Origin of the sequence: Enterobacter sp. BNK-14 (genome assembly GCF_047456095.1) — a bacterium.
Taxonomy (GTDB): Bacteria; Pseudomonadota; Gammaproteobacteria; order Enterobacterales; family Enterobacteriaceae; genus Enterobacter; species Enterobacter kobei.
This window is the reverse complement of the sequence record NZ_CP179897.1, coordinates 1,436,853-1,454,850: the sequence shown is the minus strand read 5'-3', so window position 1 is coordinate 1,454,850 and position 17,998 is coordinate 1,436,853. Positions and strand designations below refer to the sequence as shown.

The 17,998-nt window shown below is 50.8% G+C and carries 15 protein-coding genes; all 15 read left to right on the top strand.

What is annotated here, in order from left to right:
• The first annotated feature begins 37 nt into the window (after window positions 1-37).
• The 15 genes from ACMGGM_RS06975 to ACMGGM_RS06905 all read left to right on the top strand — a co-directional run bounded on the left by ACMGGM_RS06975 (window position 38) and on the right by ACMGGM_RS06905 (window position 17,907).
• Window positions 38-2,674 (top strand): type VI secretion system Vgr family protein, encoded by a 2,637-nt coding sequence (locus ACMGGM_RS06975; protein WP_045134533.1) that lies wholly within the window; start codon window positions 38-40, stop codon window positions 2,672-2,674.
• 1 nt (window position 2,675) lies between these two features.
• A complete protein-coding gene (locus ACMGGM_RS06970) occupies window positions 2,676-3,206 on the top strand; it encodes a hypothetical protein (RefSeq protein ID WP_230278747.1) in 531 nt (176 codons plus the stop codon).
• Window positions 3,207-3,214: 8 nt separating this feature from the next.
• Window positions 3,215-5,119 carry a LysM peptidoglycan-binding domain-containing protein gene (locus ACMGGM_RS06965; RefSeq protein ID WP_045134531.1) on the top strand — a complete coding sequence of 635 codons (1,905 nt, stop codon included), beginning with the start codon at window positions 3,215-3,217 and terminating at the stop codon, window positions 5,117-5,119.
• Window positions 5,116-5,799 (top strand): hypothetical protein, encoded by a 684-nt coding sequence (locus ACMGGM_RS06960; RefSeq protein WP_045134530.1) that lies wholly within the window; start codon window positions 5,116-5,118, stop codon window positions 5,797-5,799. Before ACMGGM_RS06965 ends, ACMGGM_RS06960 begins: the two co-directional genes overlap by 4 nt.
• Window positions 5,800-5,828: 29 nt before the next feature.
• Window positions 5,829-6,095, top strand: a complete 267-nt coding sequence (locus ACMGGM_RS06955; protein ID WP_072044387.1) for a PAAR domain-containing protein — start codon at window positions 5,829-5,831, stop codon at window positions 6,093-6,095.
• Between the two features lie 3 nt (window positions 6,096-6,098).
• Entirely contained in the window at window positions 6,099-7,259 is a 1,161-nt protein-coding gene (locus ACMGGM_RS06950; RefSeq protein WP_045134529.1) for a hypothetical protein, read from the top strand.
• Entirely contained in the window at window positions 7,246-10,665 is a 3,420-nt protein-coding gene (locus ACMGGM_RS06945) for an ImcF-related family protein (RefSeq protein ID WP_045134528.1), read from the top strand. Before ACMGGM_RS06950 ends, ACMGGM_RS06945 begins: the two co-directional genes overlap by 14 nt.
• Window positions 10,665-12,260: a type VI secretion system protein TssA gene (tssA, locus tag ACMGGM_RS06940; RefSeq protein ID WP_045134527.1), complete on the top strand. Its 1,596-nt coding sequence runs from the start codon at window positions 10,665-10,667 to the stop codon at window positions 12,258-12,260. Before ACMGGM_RS06945 ends, tssA begins: the two co-directional genes overlap by 1 nt.
• Before the next feature lie 30 nt (window positions 12,261-12,290).
• Window positions 12,291-13,022 carry a hypothetical protein gene (locus ACMGGM_RS06935; protein ID WP_063943755.1) on the top strand — a complete coding sequence of 244 codons (732 nt, stop codon included), beginning with the start codon at window positions 12,291-12,293 and terminating at the stop codon, window positions 13,020-13,022.
• A gap of 64 nt (window positions 13,023-13,086) precedes the next feature.
• Entirely contained in the window at window positions 13,087-13,617 is a 531-nt protein-coding gene (locus tag ACMGGM_RS06930; protein ID WP_063943753.1) for a DUF805 domain-containing protein, read from the top strand.
• Window positions 13,618-13,638: 21 nt separating this feature from the next.
• Complete coding sequence (gene tssF, locus ACMGGM_RS06925) at window positions 13,639-15,402, top strand: type VI secretion system baseplate subunit TssF (RefSeq protein ID WP_063943751.1); 1,764 nt, start codon at window positions 13,639-13,641, stop codon at window positions 15,400-15,402.
• A complete protein-coding gene (gene tssG, locus ACMGGM_RS06920) occupies window positions 15,357-16,460 on the top strand; it encodes a type VI secretion system baseplate subunit TssG (protein WP_063943749.1) in 1,104 nt (367 codons plus the stop codon). Before tssF ends, tssG begins: the two co-directional genes overlap by 46 nt.
• Window positions 16,441-16,977: a type VI secretion system lipoprotein TssJ gene (gene tssJ, locus ACMGGM_RS06915; protein ID WP_023331002.1), complete on the top strand. Its 537-nt coding sequence runs from the start codon at window positions 16,441-16,443 to the stop codon at window positions 16,975-16,977. Before tssG ends, tssJ begins: the two co-directional genes overlap by 20 nt.
• The gene (gene tssE / locus ACMGGM_RS06910; RefSeq protein ID WP_023331001.1) at window positions 16,970-17,422 is read left to right on the top strand and encodes a type VI secretion system baseplate subunit TssE; all 453 of its coding nucleotides are present in this window, start codon (window positions 16,970-16,972) and stop codon (window positions 17,420-17,422) included. The genes tssJ and tssE overlap by 8 nt, the downstream gene beginning before the upstream one ends.
• A gap of 14 nt (window positions 17,423-17,436) precedes the next feature.
• Complete coding sequence (locus ACMGGM_RS06905) at window positions 17,437-17,907, top strand: hypothetical protein (protein ID WP_023338586.1); 471 nt, start codon at window positions 17,437-17,439, stop codon at window positions 17,905-17,907.
• Window positions 17,908-17,998: the final 91 nt, after the last annotated feature.

Below are 17,998 nucleotides of genomic sequence, written 5' to 3'. Positions count from 1 at the left end.
AGTCATGGACTGCAGGTTATCCCATGGAGTCAATATCATGAGTCTGACAGATACGCTTAAGAACACCCTGTCTGCGCTAACTGAAGGCGGGCTGAACCGCTATCGTCTGGATATTCCGTCCTGCACAGCCTTACTGGATGTGGAAACTTTCAGCGGTAAGGAGTTTATGAGTGAGCTTTATTACTACCAGGTTATCTTTACCAGCAGCGATCAAAATATCAGTTCAGCGCAACTGCTGACTAAGCCTGCCACGCTGACCATGGGGACCGGGCCTCTGATGGGGATGACCGGGCAGAAAGTGGTGCATGGTGTGGTGACGCATTTTAAGCGTATCAGTGGCTCACGTGACCAGGCGACGTACCAGATTATTATTGAGCCGTTCCTGTCTTTGCTGCGCAATCAATTCCGTACCCACCGCTTTTTCGTTAATAAGTCAGTACCGGAAGTTGTCACTGAAGTATTGCAGGAGCATGGCCTGAAAGGTTGGGAGTATGAGTTCACCCTCAAAGCTGACTATCCGAAGCGTGAACAGATTAACCAGTACAAGGAAAACGATCTCGCGTTCATTGAGCGTCTGCTGGCTGAAGTGGGGATTTTCTACTTCTTTACCTTGCAACCCGACACCCAGACTGAGGTGGTGCATTTTGCAGACAAGCAGAGTGCATGGACGTTCGGTAAGTCGCTGCCACTGAGCAGTCCATCGGGCATGAGTGACAATGCAGCGGACTCGGTATGGGGGGTTCACGTCCGACAGAACGTAGTTGAGCGCTCTGTCACCGCCAGTGATTACAATCACCGTGAAGCCCAGAATATCCTGACTTCTGTACCGGCAGACATGACGAGGGGTGATGGTGAAGGTGTGACCTACGGTGATGTGTATCACTACCTGCCACGTCATCTTGAACGCGGCGACAAAATCACCCCCGCAGCAGAAACCGGCAACTTCTGGGCACGCCTTGAACATGAACGTTTCCTGTCCGGGCAGACGACTATCAGCGGCAGTAGTAATGATGCCCTGCTTTCTCCGGCCCAGGTGCTGACCATCAGTGAACGTGTGGTGTCGCCTACCCTGCCATCAGAAACGGACAACGGCATTATCATTACCCGCACGAGCTATATCGCCAGTCGTAAAGATGCCCTGATGGTGATGTGGGAGGGGATGCCATATTACGAGAACCGATGCTGGCGACCTGCCGCTAAAAAGCGCCCGGTGGTCAGCGGCACGCTGATGGCGCGTGTGACCAGTGCCAAAGATAACGACATCTACGCCTGGCAGGATGCATCCGGCATGTACCGGGTGAAATTCGATGCTGACCGCGACGATAAACGCCAGGGCATGGAAAGTATGCCTGTGCGCTTTGCCAAGCCTTACGGAGGTGACAAATACGGCTTCCACTTCCCGCTGATACAGGGTACTGAAGTTGCCATTGCATTCCATGAAGGCGATCCGGATCGTCCGTATATTGCTCATGCCCTCCACGACTCCCGCCACGTTGACCATGTTACGGAGGCCAACAGCACTCGCAACGTCATTCGCACAGCTGGCCTGAACAAGCTGCGGATGGAAGATAAGCGGGGAGAAGAACACGTTAAGATCAGTACAGAGTACGGCGGTAAGACGCAGCTTAATCTGGGTCACAATGTGGATGCTGACAGGGTACTTCGGGGTGAAGGTGCGGAGTTACGTACTGATAAATGGGTGGCCGTTCGCGGCGGAGCTGGTGTATTTATCACAGCAGATAAACAGCCGTTTGCCGGGGACAAGATGCTTTCGATGCAGGAAGCTATTGCCCAGTTGGAAAATGCACTGAGTATTGCCAGAAGTTTGTCTGATGCTGCTGAAACGGCACAAGCACTTCCTGCTGATATACAGAGCCAGGTAAAGTTGACTGATGCTCTTAAAGACCTTGCCCAGCCAGGAATGGTGCTAAATGCGCCTGAAGGAGTAAGCATCACCAGCCCGCAGGCGGTTCGTATGGCGTCGGGTAGTGCCAGCGTTGGGATCATGTCGCAACAGAATACAGACATTAGCGCACTTAAACGATTTACCGTAGCAGCAGGTGAAGCCGTGAGTATGCTGGCCCGTAAAGCCGGAATGAAACTCTTTGCGGCTAAGGGAAAAGTAGAAATTCAGGCTCAGGATGATGCGCTTGATGCGATAGCCAAAAAGGATGTGACCGTAACCAGTACAGAAGGGCGAATTGAGATCACGGCGGCGAAAGATATCGTGCTGAAAAATCTGGATGGGTCGTTCATCCAGTTGCAGGGTAAGAATATTATTCTGGGCTGTGAAGGTAATATCCTGTGGAAATGTGCCAATGCACAGAAAATGGGTAGTGTAAGCATGAGTAGTGTTATGCCCCAGTTTCCATCTGGATATAGTGGGAAATTTACTGCATCGTCTGATGCCGGAGTTCCAGTTGCCGCTACGGCATACGTGTTGACATCGAGTAATGGGCAGAAATTATTTGGTAGAACAGACGAGAACGGTGAAACAGTCCCATTTTACTCATCAAACCCGAATGAGCCTTTTGAACTTGAAATGATTCAAAGTGATTATTGGTACGATAGTGAAAATATTGTGGACAGAGTACATCGTTCATCATTCTCAGATATGTCGTTCCAGGACGATGGTTGCCAATGCAGTGATTGTGAGGAAAATAAAAGTGCGTGATATGACTTTTAAGTTTAAATTTTTGTTATGCATGTTGCTTGCTCCATTTTTTTCATTTGCAAGTGGCACATGGAATGCTAAATCAGCACAAATGCAATGTGGCTCAGCTTTGGTAAAGGTCAGTGCTGAATGCCAGATGAATCAAAAAAGCCCAACGGAAAATATATGCAGAAATTACCAATTGGAAATAAAAAATGGCACGAATAATAAAGAATTTTCTTTGCCATACATCCCGAACAGCCAAAAAGTCCTCCTGGAAGGACAGGGTTATTCCTTTAATGATGTAGTTAAGCCTGGTGATTGGACTCCCTCCACAATGAAATGCTATGACAATGAAAATATTGTGATCGGATACCATCTAGGCTTGGATGAAGAGGAGAGAGTTAAGGGTTCATTGTTGTCCTATATTGACGCCCCATTTATTGATCTTTCAGGGAACTTTGTTACAGGTAACAAGCTTTCTGAGCTTAGATCTCGAGAGATGAAAAACCCATACGACAATACAAATATAGACTTTATTAGCAATCGCTGAGGTATGATATGTCTGATTTATATGAGTATTTAAATGCTAAAAAGGGAAAGGCATATTTTGATGACCAGATTAAACCGTTTTCTTTAATCTCACTCTATCCGGATATAGATACTTCCCGAAAGCTAAGAGGTAACAGTCGTACAATAGGAGATGCTGATAAAGATGTCCAGGAAGCTATTATAGATATGATAATTACCATAGCTGTCCGCTATGGATTAAGTTATAAAGAGATATCATATATATTATTAACAACTAAAGTCGAGTCCGGGTTTAATCCCGATGCGGCAGCAGGGACTACTAGTGCAGCTGGTTTAGCACAAGGAACAGTTGGTTTTATCGAAGATGCATTGACACAATCTGAAGACATTCTTGGTTTTCAGCTAGATCTTCGTAATGAAGAAGTTTTTGACGCTGAAAAAGGATGTTATGCGGTAGTTTATTCCTTTTTACTTAACAAATCAAAGGTGATGGAGAGTTACACATCAGATCAAAGTGAATACTGGGAATGGCTTTATTTGTTGCATCATGATGGTGCCTATAGTTTAGGAAAGTATATCGCTGGTACACGTAAGAAAAGTGCAGATGGAAAGAAGTGGGCGCTTTATATAAATAAGCATTTATCAGTTGTGGAAGGGTTACTAAAAAACACTGAAGTTAATACTAAATTTAAACTATCTACGGGAAATAATACAGCATTCAAAAACAAAAATTATATTGCTGCAATCTCTCCATTTCCAAGTTTAACATGCCCAAATTTAGTGTCAGACTATGAGAAAACTCTAGTTTTTATCAAAGGCGTGACTGATGCAAACGGGATGACTGAATCAGTCAATGCTATCGCAGGTTCAGAAATTGTGTTTACTATTCTTGCTGATAATTACAAAGAATTAGCTAAAGCAACTGTTGAAAAAAATACCAATGAAAAACATAAGACTCTAACTTATACCGTTAAGAAAGGTGACACCTTATCAGCAATAGCGAAGAAATATAGTGTATCAGTAGAGAAGTTGGCAAGAATTAATAAGATCCATAATGTAAATATGTTGCGTATTGGTGCGAAATTAAAAATACCTGATAGTAATCAAAATCATGGATATGTTAGCCGCTATGTTTCTGAGCAGACCAAGAAAGAGATTCTCAAAAGCGTTGGGGTTGAAAATGCTAATACTAAAGCAGCCATAGAGTATTCAAGAAGTCATATTGTGTTGCCTAAAGGAAGTAAATCTGCGGACTCAGAAAAGAAAAACAATGTAATACATATTAAAACTACGACGACGGATAAATCTGTTGCTGGTAGAAGTAAAAATGAACCAGAGAAGCATCAGACTACTTCCGAGGGGAAAACTAAAAATGTTTCTGTTGATAAAGACTTTGTACCAGCAATAATTTTTTCATCTAAAATACCTGAAGATTTAAAGAATATAGTTTCTAATCAATCCCTTGATATAATGAAAGAAATTATGAAATCGTCGGGTGTTCATAAAATCACGATTACCAGTACACTCCGTACGGTGCAAAAGCAAGTTGTTGCTATGTATGATAATATGCGTAGCAAAGGTATACAGTCTCAACTTGACTATTATGCAGCACCGGGACGGGAGGTTGTGCAGACAGGTGTTGATGCAGGAGGTACAGATAAAAACAAAGAAAGTGTCGTTAAAAAGGCGATGATGGACAAAGTTGAATCTTTACAAAAAGATGGGCGCCTTGTTTCAAAACATTGCGTATCACTTGAAGAGTACGCTCTTCGGAATGTGTTTGATATAAGTAAAACATCTATGCCCGCCAAATTGCAACGTGCATTTGATAAAGCGCTTACTAAATATGCAGAAGATAATCCAGACAAAATGAAATACATAAGTCCACTTAAGACTCATGGTGAACCTGCATTTCATGTGGAGATTGTACAATGAAAAAAATAATTCTTTATGTCTTTCTTATCTTTCCGGTAATTACTTTTGCAAAAAACACTCAAGTAAAAGATGGTTTGTATTATGGTTATTGGGTTTATAAAGATAAGGGAGTGTTAAAAGAATATGGGGTATTGGCTAACAATCCAAGAAAAGATGCTGGTGAATACATTTTAAGCCCCACCTCTGAACTTGCCGCCACTGATGAAATATACATTCAAATAAAAGATAATGTACCTACTATATTCTTTTATCATGAAAGTAGTGATGCCGATTTAAATGTTGTTGGTTGGGCGAGTGCTAAGTTTTCAGAGGGCGAAATGATTGTTTCAGCAAACACTATTCGTTTTTTAAAAGAAGATTCGAAAGAACGAATTTCTGTTGGTGATAAATTTAATGGTAAAGTTGTTCGCCTTGATATTGGAGAGAAGGCACCGATAGAAGAAGTCAATGATAAAGGGTTTAGTATTGATTGTAATCAATATTTAAAAGCTAATAATTACGCAGAGACGGGGCTTCCTGATGTTGAGGAGCCAGACCCATCAGGCAGGAAAGGTATATTGGTTGGGTATCCTGCTACAGTTTTCGCTGTCGGTGAGCTCGGTATTTGTTCTGCATTCCTCAATGATGATGTTGTTCCACAAATCAAAAAAGGATGGATTCAGTTCCGTCGGCTCAATTAAAACATACAAACTAATTTGTTAGGTGTGATATGTCCAAAGGATTTGTATTGCTAGGAGATAAAACTACTCACGGCGGTGAGGTTATATCTGCATCTTCGACCATGACTGTGAACAGAAATAAAGTGGCTCTTGTTGGCGATGATATTTTTTGCCCTGTCGAGGGGCATGGTGTCAATGCCATTATCGAAGGATCACCAGAATGGATCTCTGATGGGAAACCTGTTGTTGTGGATGGCTGCGAATGTGAATGTGGCTGCCATGTTATCTCCAGTGCGCCAGATTGTTCAGTAGGATAAGTTATGAACTGGGAGCGTCAGAAAGCCACAATTGCTGCAGAACCTGATGAGCCTTCACTGGTCATCTGGCTGATTGCAGGCCTTGTTGCTGTTATTGCTGGAGTGTTGCTCTTTGTACTCTACGCCAATCAGTTTCTTGGTGAATTGCAAAAATTTAACCTCTGGATTGTTGCCGGAAGTCCTCTTTTCATCTGGTTCGTGACGATTTGTATTCGCGGCTGGATGTATAACCACGCAATGGATCGTCACCAGTTTGAATCTGATGAAGCAGATTATGCACAGCAGCAATGGGTTTCCTGGGCCGGGCGTTATCTGGCGGTTCTGTATAGCCGGGTTATTCTGCCTGGTGAATTGACACCATCAACATTTCTGCAGGCCCCCAAAGATCTCGAGCAGAGTAGCTCTCTTTCTCGGAGAATAACGTTACCTGCTGGCGAAGATACTTTTTCAGCATTGATTGGGGGCCTGGACATATCAGAATTACAGCGCTTATCAGACCTCCCTTTCCACGCAACCTTACTGACTGATTCACACGATCCTGATGAGACATTGCAGAGAGAATTTACAGCATGCTGGCTCCAGTTAGTTGGAATGGCCTATCCCGTACCGTTACTGACGATTCTTAAAGGCCGGGCCTTCGATTGGGTGGGCGAACGCCTTAAATCCCCGATTCTGGATGTTGAGCTTTTGTTGGTTCACCAGACTCAGGGAGGGAATGAGTACAGTGATTCGCTCTCGGCTTTAATGCTGACTTCTGATGACGTCGCAACGAAGTATCAGCTAAACCATCACGCTCGCCTGCTTCGGCCTATGTCGATTGAATCAACCCAAATGCTGAGTAAAGAGCTCGATACCTTTTTCTCGACCCAGTCACAGGCTATTGCTGCGCGTGCAATTATGGGTGACAGCATGGAGTGGGGCGATGATTTTTCCGCTCTTCTGACCAGTGCAAAACAATATGAAGGCAGATGGAAACCTCAGCAGTGCCACTGGCTGGAAAAATATGCCGGACTCAGTGGTCCCTTCTCACCGTGGATTGTGGCCGCCGTCGTCAGTGATATAGCTCTGCTCACAAAAGAAGATTGCCTGATGCTTTCGGGTGACAAAGAGCAGCGATTTGTAAATACCGTAACTACAGGGAATCTGATGAATGGCGAAGGATAGTTCAGTGTGGCGTGGTAACTGGGGGCGCCTCAGCATTACCACACTAATTGCTGTTGCGATAGGATTGGTCATCTGGAAAAACGGTGAAGCGTTCGGACTGACAAGTAATGGACTAAAGCTGCTGGGATCTGTGGCAGCTATAATCCTTCTTTTGCTTGCCCGCCATGGCAAAATCATTAGTCTTGCGATTTTACAACAGTGGTCGCGTTTGCAGGGGAAGCGTAAAAATGTCCTGCCGGACGATGAAGGTCGTGTCAAGCAGACAGCACCACGCAATGTCACCGTTGATACTATCCGTGACGCCATGCGTAACCTCTACGGTCGGTGCTGGGGACGTAAAACACGCATTCTGCTGGTCACTGGGACCATATCTGAGGTGGAGCAGTTGACTCCGGGTCTTACGGGCCAGCTCTGGCAGGAAGACCGAGGCACACTGTTGCTGTGGGGCGGTGACCTCAATACCCCAGCCGACAGTGCCTGGCTGACCGCGCTGCGCAAATTGCGCCGTCGCCCGGTAGATGGGCTGGTGTGGGTCACCTCGGCCTTTGACCAGCTCTCAGCACCAGGGCTGGAGCCGCCGCTACCGGTACCTTCAGAAAGCACCATGGACTCCCTGTCTCATGCTATCAGCGCGCGTATGGATACGCTTGGCTGGAAACTCCCGCTGTATGTCTGGTGCCTGCACCCACGAGCCGGTAAGCCGGAAGGACGCATTACGCAGGCGACCGGCTGCCTGTTGCCTGCCGGTTGTCGTACCGAGGGGCTGGCAGAACAACTCTCCGCTCTGACGCCAGATTTGATATTAAAGGGCCTGCAGCAGACCTGTGATGATGTTAAACACCACTTCCTGCTGACGCTTGCCGACCAGCTCATTCGTGAACCGGAGAGTGTGACCGCGCCATTGTCGGTGATGCTAAACCCGTACCGCCCGCTGCCGCTGGCTGGTGTGGTGTTCAGTCAGCCCTCTGCCGGTGCTGAACGTAGCGTGCAGCATCACTGGGGTATGGACAAGCGCTGGGATGTACTGCCTGAATCTGTCGGGATGCTTCCTACCGCACTGCGCCCCGTGAAACCTGGCATTCCGTGGCGCAGAGTGTTGGCGTCTGCTGCTGCGCTTACGATGGTGAGCTGGGCTGTGTGGATGAGCATCGCGTATGTCACCAACCGCAACCAGATTGCCGGTGCAAATGCTCAGGCATCTCTTGCCGCCCGGGAGAATCAGTCGCTGGAGCAGCGTCTGCACGCGCTGTCGGAACTGCAGAAGACCCTGGCTCGTCTTCAGTATCGCGCTGAGCATGGCGTGCCATGGTATGAACGTGCTGGGCTGAGTCAGAATGATGCGCTGCTGACCGCACTCTGGCCCCGTTATCAGGACAGTACACAGCCATTGTTAAGGGATGCGGCGGCAAACCATCTGCAGAAGAAGGTCAGTGCCTTTAACTCGCTGCCGCCGGGTAGTCCGTTGCGAGAACAGATGGCAAAAAGTACCTATGACCAGCTCAAGCTCTATTTGATGCTGGCACGTCCGGAGCATATGGACACGGCATGGTTCAGCTCTGCTTTGCTGAACGACTGGCCGAAGCGTAACGGTGTGAAAGACGGTGTCTGGCAGGGGATGGCTCCGTCTCTGTTGTCGTTCTGGGGCGCTCAGCTGATTGCGCACCCGGAGTGGAAACTCCGTGCCGATGAGGGCATGGTCAGCCAGGCGCGTTCGCTGCTGGTTCGCCTGATGGGCGTGCGTAACAGTGAATCTACCCTGTACCAGAAGATGCTCTCTCAAGTGGCGCACCTGTATGTCGATATGCGACTTGAAGACATGACCGGGGACACTGATGCCGCCCGTCTGTTCAGCACCACCGAAATCGTACCTGGGATGTTTACCCGTCAGGCCTGGGAGCAGGCCGTGCAGCCCGCTATCGAGAAGGTGGTGAAGGCACGCCGGGACGAGCTCGACTGGGTCCTGACTGACAGCAAGCATCAGGTGAATAAACAGGACGAGACTTCGCCGGAAGTGCTGAAAAGGCGCCTGACGGAGCGTTACTTCGCCGACTTTGGTGGTGCCTGGCTGGCGTTTCTGAACAGTCTGCGCTGGAACCCGGCTGCGACGCTGTCGGACTCCATTGACCAGCTGACGCTGATGGCCGATGTGCGCCAGTCCCCTCTTGTTGCATTGATGAACACACTTAACATCCAGGGGCGCACCGGACAGACCGGCGAGGCGATTTCTGACTCCCTGGTGAAATCCGCGAAGAACCTGCTGGGCGGTGACAACAAAGATGCCATTGACCAGAGTGCCGGTGTTCACGGGCCGCTGGATGCGACCTTTGGTCCGGTACTGGCCCTGATGGACAAGAGCCGCACCGGTGCACAGGAACTGAGCCTGCAGTCATATCTGACCCGCGTGACGCAGGTGCGTCTTCGTCTGCAGCAGGTGACCAACGCTGCCGACCCGCAGGCAATGACCCGGACCCTTGCTCAGACGGTGTTCGAGGGCAAGGCGGTTGACCTCACCGAAACCCGCGACTACGGCAGTCTGATTGCTGCCGGGCTCGGTCAGGAGTGGAGCGGCTTTGGCCGCACGGTGTTTGTGAACCCGATGGAGCAGGCCTGGCAGCAGGTGCTGACCCCGGCGGCTGACAGCCTCAATGCCCAGTGGCAGCAGGCAGTCGTCAGTGAGTGGAATTCTGCGTTTGGTGGCCGCTATCCGTTTAACAATGCCAGTAGTGACGTTTCTTTGCCTCTGCTGGCGAAGTACCTTAATGCAGACTCCGGGCGTATCGCGCAGTTCCTGCAGACCCGCCTTAAAGGCGTGCTGCACAAAGAGGGCAATCACTGGGTGCCGGACAGCATCAATTCGCAGGGGCTGACGTTTAACCCGGCATTCCTCAGTGCCATCAACACCCTGAGCCATATCTCGGATGTGGCCTTTACGGAAGGTAATGCCGGGATGAACTTCGATCTGCGGCCGGGCACCGCCGATGGGGTGATGCAGACCGACATGATTATCGACAGCCAGAAGCTGACCTATATGAACCAGTTGCCGGCGTGGAAGCGCTTCACCTGGCCTGCGGATACCGAAGCACCCGGCGCGAACCTGAGCTGGATTAGTACTCAGGCCGGAACCCGTCAGTACGCCGATATTCCGGGTGCCTGGGGCTGGATACGCCTGCTGGATAAGGCAGCGGTCAGTGCTTATCCGGGCGTGGGTAGCAGCTACAGCCTGAGCTGGAAGGCACAGGATGGTCGCACGCTCAATTACACCCTGCGTACCGAAGCCGGCGAGGGGCCGCTGGCACTGCTGAAGCTGCGTAATTTCCGCCTGCCGGAAACCATCTTCAGCACCACCGGCATCGCGCCCTCAGACCAGGCGACAGATACGGCCAGTGACGACGGGGGGACGTACTGATGAGCACACTCAATGCCTTACTCAGTGCCTGCCAGACAGAACAGGAACCATTGCTTGTAGCAACCCGTGAACGTGTGGCGCAGTGGGAAAGCTGGCTGCAGCCGCTGTCCGGGCAATCGTCCGCTGGCGAAGACCCGGGCTATGACGATGACTTCCAGCAGATGCGTGAAGAGGTCAATAAACTTTCCGGTGCAGATACCGAACTCATCTGCCGGCTTGCTGAGAAGCTACTGACCACGATCGCCAAAGATATCCGTGTGGCAACATACTACTGCTGGGCGAAGCTACACCGCGAAGGTGAGCAGGGGCTGGCCGAAGGACTCGAGTTGCTGGCTGGTCTGCTGGAGCGCTTTGGACCACAGTTGCACCCGCAGCGTGACCGCAGCCGTAAGGCGGCACTGGAATGGCTGGCCGGGTCGCGCATGACTGATTCGCTTTCCCTGTACCCGGAGGTTGTCAGGATCGATGCGATGCGAACCACTGGTGCGCTGCTGCTGATATCACAGCTTATTGAGAATGAGCCGGATGAAACCCGTCCCGAACTCAATACGCTTTATAGCGCGCTGGAAAGTCGTCTGCAGAAAGCGGGAGGCGTGGATGCGGTGGTACCTCAGAATGCCAGTACCAGCGAAACCCCTTCGGCTGCCAGCCACAGCGATGCCCCGGCCATCGGGCGGATCACCTCCGGTCAGGATTTGCTGGCCCAGGCCCGTACCCTTACTGAATATCTGCGCGAGCAGCCGGACGGCTGGCTGTCAGCACACCATCTGATGAAAAGCCTGCGTCACGATACCCTGCGGGCCATTCCTGCCCCGGATGCGCAGGGGCGCACACGCATTGAGCCGCCAAGGGCGGATCAACGCGCTTTACTCAAACGTCTCTACCTGCAGCAGAACTGGACTGAAATGCTGGAAACGGCCGACAGCACCTTTTCACGTGGTGCCAATCACCTGTGGCTGGATTTGCAGTGGTATATCCACCAGGCGCTGACGAAGTCGGGGCAGGAGACGCTGGCCGACATTATTGTCGCTGACCTGAAAGGGCTGCTTACCCGTCTGGCCGGGCTTGAAACGCTGGCGTTCAGTGACGGTACCCCCTTTGCGGATGAAGTGACGCTGAACTGGATCCAGCAGAGCGTGCTTGATACCACTGGTGGGTGGGACAACGATACGCCATCAGCCCCGGCCACCGCCGGTAACGACGACATTCTGGCGCTGGAGCCGGAAGCCGTGGCGCTGGCCGACAGTGAAGGCCCGGATGCCGCGCTGGGCTGGTTGCAGACCCGACCGGGCATGATCACCGATCGTCAGAGGTGGCTGTTGCGTCTGCTGATGGGACGCATTGCTGAGCAGTACGGTAAGAATGACCTGGCGGTGCACCTGTTTGCTGAGCTGGGTGAGCGTGCCCGTGTAGTGACCCTCAGTGACTGGGAGCCTGAACTGTTGTTCGAGGTACAGGCCCGCCATCTGAAACTCCTGCGCCTGAAAGCCGGTCGCAGTGAGGCTGATAAGGTGCGCCTGAATCCACTAATGGAAGAGTTGCTGGCTGGACTGATTGCGATTGATCCGGTTCGTGCTTCTGTCTTGTGCGCGTAATTTATTTTTAATAAGACTAATGAGAAAATAATGAGCAAAAAATATTTAGCTGTACTGCTATTTTTATCAACCGTGATATTAAGTGGGTGTACTTCAATTCTCTGGGCCTTGAGTAATCCAAATGATAACAGCAGGCATTCTGAACGAGTTGAAGCATATAGTGATGAAATCCAGTCCGCTTTTGAATACAAAAATGTCAATCTGAGTACTAAGTCGCTCTCAGGCGCAACAGGAATTATTGATATTCCATCTGAAGGTGTCGGTTTTATTGGTAAGAAAAATGTGTATTTTGTCACTCAGAATGGCAATACTTTGCTATCACTCAATAAACTAATGAAAGATATTCCACTTAAGGCAATCGGAAGCAGTAAGTATATAGATATTAGTCTTGTCAGCGATTATCAGGGCTATGGTAACGCCGGATTTAATCAGTTCATTCATGTAAAAACTCGACAACCCGCATCATCATTAACGGTTAAAGAAAGAACCCGGCTTACGGATGCCTCTTTTCGATTAAAAGACGGATTCTATCAACGGTCTGTTGAGATCAGAGGTGTTATTATCAATAAGTCAAGATTCGGAGGAGCCATACCGGGTGAAGCATCTCTCAATGACAGCTATCAGGTTCGTTTTTATAGGTACACATCCAGTGCAGGTATGGACGGAGGGAAGCTTGCATTCAATGTATTGATGACCCCAGTCACTCTGACCGGAGACATCCTGCTGATTCCTTTATATCTCCTAATGATGATGAATGGATGATGCATACCACATCTCATCATGGATTACGTTGTCAATTACATTGCATGTCTAATTAGAGGGATTTATGCCGGAGAGTATTTGGGGTTGCTACTGGTCTGCGTGGAAAAAAAGTTTCATATATCAAGGGGTAGCTACCCGGCAGGAGTTTTGGTTATTTATTATTATCAACCTGATTTTTTTCTTTCTTATCGGTGCAGGGAGCTATTTCCTGCTCGTTGATGTCATGGCGGATAAAACCAGTGCCGGAGGCATTGCATTGGTTTGGGCCTATTTTATTTATCTTCCTTTGCGCACATTTGGATCTTTGATTTTACTCTTTCCTTTTCTTGCGCTTGGTGTACGTCGCATGCACGATACTGGAAAGTCAGGATGGTGGTTTGGGAGCCTGATGCTTCTGGAAATTTTTATTTTACCAATGTTAGCTGTCCTGATGTATTACGTCCTCAGGCATTTTCTGGATGAGGTTTCAAGCCAGCAGGTAGCTAAAGGTTTCACCATAAGTGCCAGCATTATGGTTGCTTTTGCCCTGGTCTGGTTATGTAGTAAACCAACAAAAATAAAACACCCGATCTCATCTTCTGATTCGATGAATTAATTACCTGAGGGATTTATTTTTATGGATGATTTAACCCTGCGTTATTACGACGCAGAAATGCGCTACCTGCGTGAAGCCGCGAAAGAGTTCGCGCATACCCATCCCGATCGCGCAGCGATGCTCGACCTGGATAAGGCCGGCACACCGGATCCGTATGTTGAACGGCTGTTCGAAGGCTTTGCTTTCTCAATGGGACGGCTACGGGAGAAGATCGACGACGACCTGCCGGAACTGACCGAAGGGCTGGTCAGTATGCTCTGGCCACACTACCTGCGAACCATTCCGTCACTCTCGGTGGTCGCGTTCACGCCTGCGCTTCAGACTGTTAAGATGGCGGAAGTGATGCACGCGGGTCTGGAAGTATACTCCCGCCCGGTTGGGCCGAAAAACACGGTTTGCCGTTACCGCACCACCCGCGATGTGATGCTCAATCCGCTGAATATCTCCCGGGTGACCATGGCCACTGAGCCGGACGGGCGCTCGTTGCTGCGGATGCGTTTTGCCTGCAGCACCCAGGCGGACTGGTCCCATGCGGACCTCAGCCACCTGAGTCTTTATCTCGGGGCGGACGCCCCGGTCAGCAGCCAGCTGACCCTGATGCTGACCAAACGACAGGCTGCCCTGTATATGCGTCTGCCCGGACAGACCGACCGTATTCGCCTCGACGGGTATTTCTCGCCGGGTGGTTTTGCGGAAGAAGACTGCCTGTGGCCGAAGGGTGATACCGCCTTTAGTGGTTACCAGCTGCTACTGGAGTATTTCACCTTCCGCGACAAGTTTATGTTTGTCCACCTTAACGGCCTTGAGGGCATTACACTGCCCGCCGGGGCAGAGTATTTCGATATTGAAGTGGTGTTCAGCACACCGTGGCCATCAGAGCTGCCGGTCACCGATGATGCGGTTCGTCTGCACTGTGTGCCGGTGATTAACCTGTTCACACTGGAAGCTGACCCGCTCACCATTACCGGGCTTGAAAGTGAGTACCTGCTGCGCCCCAAACGTCTGCAGGACGGACACACCGAGATTTATTCGGTGGATTCGGTGACAGGCTCAAACCGGACCAGTGATGCAGAGTATGTGCCGTTCAGCAGCTTCAGGCACAAGGGCGGGATGATGCGCCGTCATGCACCACCCCGTTACTACCACACCCGTGTGAAGCGCAGCGTGACCGGGCTGTATGACACCTGGCTTATCCTCGGTGGCCACCAGTGGGAAGATGACCGCTTGTTTGAGCGTGAAGCTGTCTCGCTGCAAATCACCGGCACCAACGGCCAGCTGCCGCGCCGTGCGCTACAAAGCACGCTGCTTGACCGTTGTGAGCAGGTGGTCAGTACACAACTTTCAGTACGCAACCTCTGCAAACCAACGCTGCCTGTTTACCCGCCAGCGGAAGACCGTTTCCACTGGCGGGTGCTGAGCCACCTTGGCTCCGGATTCCTGAATATGATGAGCACCGCTGAAGTGCTGCGCGGGACGCTTGCACTGTATAACTGGCAGGAAGATGAACTGAACACCCGACGCCTGGAGGCGATTCAGCAGGTGGCGCATTATCGCCTTCAACGTTTTGAGCAGGGTTACCTCCTGCGGGGGCTGGATATCGAAGTGACCCTCGACAGCAACGGCTTCACTGGTGAGGGCGATATTCACCTGTTCGGCGAAATGCTCAACCGATTCTTTGCGCTTTATGCCGATATGAACCAGTTCAACCAGCTCACCCTCATCGTACAGCCAGAAGGAAAATGTATCCGGTGGAAAGAGAACCACAGTCCGCGCCTGCCCAGCTGATAGCGCTGCTGGGTGACCGGCTGCCATACATGAATTTTTACCGTTTCTGTCGGTTGCTGGAGCAGAGCCAGCCGGATAAACCTGTCACCGGCAGCACATGGCAGGTACGGCATGAGCCGGTGCGCTTCCGGCCCCATCCAGGCATGAGTTTTCCGGCATCTGAAATCAAAGGGATTGAGCAGCCTGAGTATCCGCATCTTCCACCGACTGTACGTATCACCTTTATGGGGCTCTACGGCGTGGAGTCTCCACTGCCGACGCACTATATCGATGACATTACCCAGCGACGGGAAGGGTATGAGGCCACCGCGGATTTCCTCGATATCTTTAACCATCGGCTGATTACCCAGTATTACCGTATCTGGCGTAAATATTCATACCCGGCGACTTTCGAAGAAGGCGGTAAGGACAAAACCTCGCAGTACCTGCTGGGACTGGCCGGGCTCGGGATTAATGGCTGCACGGACAGTATCGCGACCCCGGTTTCGCGCTTTCTGGCACTGCTGCCGGTCATGTTACTGCCGGGGCGTACCGCAGAAGGCATGGCCTCGCTGGTGCGCCTGCTGGCACCCAACACGCAGGCGAAAATCTGGCACCATGACAAACGCCGTGTGCCGCTGAAGAAGCCACTGATCATGAGCGTCAGCCAGCCCGTCTCCCTGACAAATCGCCCGGTGATGGGCAGCTATGCCACCGATGTGAACAGTCAGGTACTGATGCGTCTGTACACCTCGAATCCGGCTGAAGTACAGGGCTGGTTACCAGGCGGCGAGCTTCACACGGATTTAATGGCATTGCTGCATGTGTATCTTGGGTCACGGCTCGACGTTCGCCTGCAGTTGTGTGTCGATCGTAGCCTGTTGCCGGATGCGACAATGAGCATTAAACCTGAGGTCGGCGCAGTACAGTTGGGCCGCACCGCCGTAATGCGGCCGCTAAATGCGGCGAACACTGCCGCACATTGCAAAACAATAACCATCAATCTTGGCCGCTATGAGCGGGTACAGGAAAATATACACCGCAGGGAGACCGATGAAGATGGCGATTACCGCTGGTAAATTTCCTCTGGCTGCGCTGGCCGCCAGTATCACACTGATGCTGACGGGCTGTGGGCTGACTCAAAAAGTGACTGACGGCACCGTTGCTGTGACCAAATCTATTTTTTATAAGCAGGTAAAAATTCTCCACCTCGATATCCGTGCCCGCGAGGCCGTGAACAACAACGCCGGTGGTGTAGCACTGTCGACAGTGGTGCGTATTTATCAACTTAAAGACCGTAAGACCTTCGACAGCACGGACTACCCGTCTCTGTTTAAAGCCGATAGTGAGGCCATTAATGCAGATCTGGTGGCAGAGAAAGATATCCGCCTGCAACCGGGCGGTGCTGCGACGGTGGATATGCCAATGGAGGAGGACGCTCAGTACGTGGCAGTGGCAGGGATGTTTATGTCGCCGGACCAGACGAACAATACCTGGCGCGTTGTGCTGAGCCGTGATGATCTTGATCCGGATAAAGCACGGGTTATTGAGGCGGGCAACAACCGATTGACCCTGCAGGTGCTGAAAGATGAGTGAGTCATCCAGTCCTTCACTTTATGAAACGCTTTACGGCAATTTCACCGGCGGCTTAGATCTTCATCAGGTCAGCGAGGAAAATCAGGTCATTCTGTCGGTACTGGATAACATGCAGCGCGTTCTCAACTGCCGCGCCGGCACGCTGGCGCATCTGCCCGACTATGGCCTGCCGGATATGACCAAAATCCTCCAGGGTATGCCAGGTACCGCCCATGAACTGATGGGCACCCTGTCGGCTGTCCTGCTCAAATATGAACCCCGCCTGAAAAGGATAGATGTGGTCCTGCTGGAGCAAAACGTACCTGGCGAGCTGCGTTATGCCATTGATGCTGAGCTCAAAGGTATCGGCCTGGTGCGCTACGGCACCGAGTTTATGCCGGAAGGGCGGGTTCTCCTGCGGCATCTTAAGCAACAGCAATATCTCGATACGAAAACTCGTCTGTAAGGCCAGAAAACACCATGTCAGTAAAATCACAGTTCCTCAAAAAACTACAGGCCATACAGCCAGTTCCGGTTTCGTTTACCAGCAAAACTCAGGCCGATATTGCAGCGTTCCGCCAGCGAATGGCACAGCTTCAGGAGCAAATGGACGCGTGGCTGACAGGTACCGGACTGAATATGGAGCTGTTCACTGCATCGGTCACGGACCTGCTGGTGGAGGGCGGGGCTTTTGACATTCCCGGGATCGTCCTGCATTACGACGACCGGTCTGTAACGTTTACGCCGGTATTTTTGTACGGTCAGGGCGTGACCGGATGTGTGGAAGCGGTCTTTCACAATAAAGGAAGCATATCGTCACTGGGGCGTTTATTTATGCGTTCAGGTACGGTGAGCGACTGGACCTATACTCCGGCGGGTGCATTATCACGTTCTGGACAGCGTTTTGATGAGAGCACATTTTTTGGTCTAATTCTGGCGCTTCTGCCATAGCTGCGGGTACTGCAGCCCCCTCTGAATATGCAGCACGCGAAGCCGCATAAACGACGACCTTCACTCACTCCTGATAAGCCAAATGGACGAC

What these genes read in the sequence shown, in the direction of transcription:
- ACMGGM_RS06970 (WP_230278747.1), top strand. Translation starts at nt 2,676, where the DNA reads ATGACTTTTAAGTTTAAATTTTTGTTATGCATGTTGCTTGCTCCATTT.
- tssF (WP_063943751.1), top strand. Translation starts at nt 13,639, where the DNA reads ATGGATGATTTAACCCTGCGTTATTACGACGCAGAAATGCGCTACCTG.
- ACMGGM_RS06935 (WP_063943755.1), top strand. Translation starts at nt 12,291, where the DNA reads ATGAGCAAAAAATATTTAGCTGTACTGCTATTTTTATCAACCGTGATA.
- ACMGGM_RS06945 (WP_045134528.1), top strand. Translation starts at nt 7,246, where the DNA reads ATGGCGAAGGATAGTTCAGTGTGGCGTGGTAACTGGGGGCGCCTCAGC.
- ACMGGM_RS06905 (WP_023338586.1), top strand. Translation starts at nt 17,437, where the DNA reads ATGTCAGTAAAATCACAGTTCCTCAAAAAACTACAGGCCATACAGCCA.
- ACMGGM_RS06975 (WP_045134533.1), top strand. Translation starts at nt 38, where the DNA reads ATGAGTCTGACAGATACGCTTAAGAACACCCTGTCTGCGCTAACTGAA.
- tssG (WP_063943749.1), top strand. Translation starts at nt 15,357, where the DNA reads ATGTATCCGGTGGAAAGAGAACCACAGTCCGCGCCTGCCCAGCTGATA.
- tssJ (WP_023331002.1), top strand. Translation starts at nt 16,441, where the DNA reads ATGGCGATTACCGCTGGTAAATTTCCTCTGGCTGCGCTGGCCGCCAGT.
- ACMGGM_RS06950 (WP_045134529.1), top strand. Translation starts at nt 6,099, where the DNA reads ATGAACTGGGAGCGTCAGAAAGCCACAATTGCTGCAGAACCTGATGAG.
- ACMGGM_RS06960 (WP_045134530.1), top strand. Translation starts at nt 5,116, where the DNA reads ATGAAAAAAATAATTCTTTATGTCTTTCTTATCTTTCCGGTAATTACT.
- ACMGGM_RS06965 (WP_045134531.1), top strand. Translation starts at nt 3,215, where the DNA reads ATGTCTGATTTATATGAGTATTTAAATGCTAAAAAGGGAAAGGCATAT.
- ACMGGM_RS06930 (WP_063943753.1), top strand. Translation starts at nt 13,087, where the DNA reads ATGCCGGAGAGTATTTGGGGTTGCTACTGGTCTGCGTGGAAAAAAAGT.
- tssE (WP_023331001.1), top strand. Translation starts at nt 16,970, where the DNA reads ATGAGTGAGTCATCCAGTCCTTCACTTTATGAAACGCTTTACGGCAAT.
- tssA (WP_045134527.1), top strand. Translation starts at nt 10,665, where the DNA reads ATGAGCACACTCAATGCCTTACTCAGTGCCTGCCAGACAGAACAGGAA.
- ACMGGM_RS06955 (WP_072044387.1), top strand. Translation starts at nt 5,829, where the DNA reads ATGTCCAAAGGATTTGTATTGCTAGGAGATAAAACTACTCACGGCGGT.